At 34.6% G+C, this 3,206-nt stretch carries 4 protein-coding genes; 3 read left to right on the forward strand and 1 reads right to left on the reverse strand.

Annotation, left to right across the window (positions count from 1 at the left end; translation table 11 throughout):
* The first annotated feature begins 393 nt into the window (after window positions 1-393).
* Window positions 394-519, forward strand: a complete 126-nt coding sequence (locus HNP25_RS21945) for a hypothetical protein (RefSeq protein WP_262887514.1) — start codon at window positions 394-396, stop codon at window positions 517-519.
* A gap of 114 nt (window positions 520-633) precedes the next feature.
* Here the strand turns inward: HNP25_RS21945 and hemE are convergent, their stop codons facing one another.
* Entirely contained in the window at window positions 634-1,665 is a 1,032-nt protein-coding gene (gene hemE / locus HNP25_RS21560) for a uroporphyrinogen decarboxylase (protein ID WP_184137829.1), read from the reverse strand.
* A 296-nt stretch (window positions 1,666-1,961) separates the two neighbouring features.
* Here hemE and yihA point away from each other — a divergent pair, with 296 nt between their 5' ends.
* Both yihA and HNP25_RS21570 read left to right on the forward strand, forming a co-directional pair.
* Window positions 1,962-2,564, forward strand: coding sequence for a ribosome biogenesis GTP-binding protein YihA/YsxC (yihA, locus tag HNP25_RS21565; RefSeq protein ID WP_184137831.1), 603 nt, complete (start codon window positions 1,962-1,964; stop codon window positions 2,562-2,564).
* Between the two features lie 91 nt (window positions 2,565-2,655).
* Entirely contained in the window at window positions 2,656-3,111 is a 456-nt protein-coding gene (locus HNP25_RS21570; RefSeq protein WP_184137833.1) for a DUF5606 family protein, read from the forward strand.
* Window positions 3,112-3,206: the final 95 nt, after the last annotated feature.

The raw sequence follows: 3,206 nt of genomic DNA on the forward strand, positions 1-3,206 counted from the left end.
ATCTTATGTAGTTGTATTTGCATATCTTATATGTTTTGAATACAAAAATATACATTAAAAGTCATCAGCCTAATTTAAGGATTGAGCCTAAAAATTAAAAAACTAGGTCTATTTTTCAAATTAGGTTCTTTCATACAAAACAACATAAATATGAAAAACCAACAAGGAAATTCAAAAGACATTGTTAAAGAAAAGCCATTCTATCAGCCAAATAAAATGCGTCAACTTATTCTGTTGACCGTTGGCAGGTATTTGTACCAGTATGTCTGAAAGTTATGAACATCTAAAAGGCTTTAATGCTGATGCAGATTTGAGTTTAGCCTTTGGTTTGCCATCAGCTTTTACCAATATCAAAACAGGCGTACTGTCATAGATTTAGGTTCTGGTAAAGAAATGAATTGTATTATCGCTCATGCTGAAACAGGAGCTACAGGGGAAGTAACAGGAATTGATTTTATAAAAGCTATGATTGATAATCCCAGAAAATTATATCATCATAATACTATTCTGCATTTCTGAAACAAATATGAGTCATCCCCAATTTTCCTTGAAATAGCAACTCTTAAAGGCTATATCTTGACAAGAAAATTATGGATGACTCATGTTTATTTATATTAAATTTGTTTGTTAAATCTACAAACTATATTCCTTCACGGTATCAATAAAACATTTTACTTTTTCTGGGTCTGTATCTGGATAAACGCCATGCCCTAAATTGGCAATGTATTTTTGTCCACCAAATTGCTGAATCATCGAACGAGTATGCGTTTTGATTTCTGCAAATGAGCTATACAATACACATGGGTCGAGGTTTCCTTGTAAGGTTTTGCTGTCGCCAATCAATCTGCGAGATTCGGCAATGTCCATGTTCCAATCTAAACCGATGGTTTCGCAGTTCAATTTACCCATTTCTTCACGAGCAAAGAATGCTCCTTTTGCAAAAACCGTAACAGGTACTTCGGTGATGGCATCACAAATCTGAGCGATATAAGGCAATGAGTAAATACGGTATTGTTCTGGAGAAAGGATTCCCGCCCAAGAGTCGAAAATTTGAACAAGGTTTGCACCAGCCGCTACTTGTGCTTTTAAATAAGCGATGGTACTATCGGTAATTTTCTGTAAAAGAGCGTGAGAAAGTTCAGGTTCTGAATACAAGTATTTTTTGGCTTTCGAGAATGTCTTTGAACCTCTTCCTTCAATCATGTAGCAAAGTAAAGTGAAAGGTGCACCCGCAAAACCGATTAAAGGTACACGTCCGTTCAATTCTTTCTTTACAATTCTGATGGCATCCAATACATATTTCAATTCCACTTCAGGGTCTGAAACACGTAATTTATCCACATCAGCCATCGTTTTTATTACTTCTGGGAAGATTGGACCAACTTTTTCTTCCATCAAATAAGGTAAGCCCATCGCTTCGGGAATTACTAAAATATCAGAAAAAATAATGGCTGCATCAACGCCCAAGATGTCAACGGGTTGAATTGTTACTTCGGCGGCTAATTCAGGATTAGTGGCTAACTGAATAAAACTTCCAGCTTTCTCACGAACGGCACGATATTCAGGTAAAATTCTTCCTGCCTGACGCATCATCCAAACGGGTACACGTTCTACTTGTTCGCCTCTAGCGGCTCTTAACAATAAATCATTTTGTAAAATTTCCATATAAACTACACGATTTCGAGAATCGTTTGTGGTATTGATAAAAGCGAATGCGTGAAATCGCTGTAATTTTCACAAAGATACGATTGTTTCATCAGACTGGATTTTCATACAGAAAGAAATCATCAGATTATTCATAGTTATCAGGTTTTGCAGCCAGTAATCGACTCCTAAACAGCGCCATACGTCGAGTAAATTTCCAAGAAGCAAGAGAAGTCCTAAATCTTCCGTAAATTTGTAAAAGTTTTTAAAAGACGTATTGCATTTATAAAAAATGAGTACGTTTCAACATCAGTTTTATGAAAGTCACAGAAGCAATATTTTTACAGAGTAATACAGAATACGAAAAATGCCCAAAACCTGATAAACCAGAATATGCGTTTATTGGTCGTTCGAATGTGGGTAAATCGTCTTTAATCAATACCATCGTTCAGAAAAAAGGCTTAGCGAAAACTTCGCAAACGCCTGGGAAAACCCAATTAATCAATCACTTTTTGATTGACCAAAAATGGTATTTGGTAGATTTACCGGGTTATGGTTATGCCAAAATTAGCAAAACTGAACGTGAGAAATTTGAATCAATGATTCATAATTATCTTTCAAACCGTGAAAATTTACTTTATACTTTTGTATTAGTAGATATTCGTCACGAACCACAAAAAATTGATATGGAATTTATCAATCGTTTGGGTGAAGAAGGGATTCCTTTCTGTTTAGTTTTCACAAAAGCTGATAAATTATCAAAAACAGCAGCCGATAGACACGTTGAATTGTATCAAGAAAAACTCCTTGAAACATGGGAAGAAATGCCACAATTTTTCGTAAGCTCTTCCGTTAATGGCTCTGGTAGAGAAGAAATCTTGAGAACAATCAGTGAATTAAATGCTGAATTTAAAGCATAAAAAGTACTTGCCTAACAGGAATTAAAGCCTTGTACTATTTTGCTAAGAACTTATTGAGTAATTTTACAAAAACAAATCATTAAAATAAAACATGGAATTATTAAAAGAAATAGCCAATATTTCTGGTCAAAGTGGTTTATACAGAATTTTAAAACCAACACGTACAGGAGTAATTGTTGAAAGTTTAGATGGAAAGAAAACACGTTCGGTTGTAGGTGCAAATGCTCGTGTGTCGGTGTTAAAAGATATTTCTGTTTATATTGAAGACCATCAAGATGCAGCGTTGCCTTTAGCGAATATTTTCTTAAAAATCAGAGAAACACATGGCGAGAAAGTTGAATTGAATACTAAAAATGCTACTGAAGCGGATCTTTTTGATTTCTTAGCAACAGTAGTTCCTAACTTCGACCGTGAACGTGTTCATGGTTCTGATGTGAAAAAAATGATTAGTTGGTATAATATCATTTCTGCAAATTTACCAGAAGCATTTGAAGTAGAAGCAGTAACAGTTGCTACAGAAGAAGAAGCAAAAACTGAAGAAGCTTAATTAGGCTTTCCTTGAAAATTGTTTTTCAATATTCATTCATAATAAAATCCACTCATATTCTGGGTGGATTTTTCATTTTATTTGAGGTGATTTAC

The organism is Arcicella rosea, assembly GCF_014204325.1.
In the GTDB taxonomy this organism is placed as follows: Bacteria; Bacteroidota; Bacteroidia; order Cytophagales; family Spirosomataceae; genus Arcicella; species Arcicella rosea_A.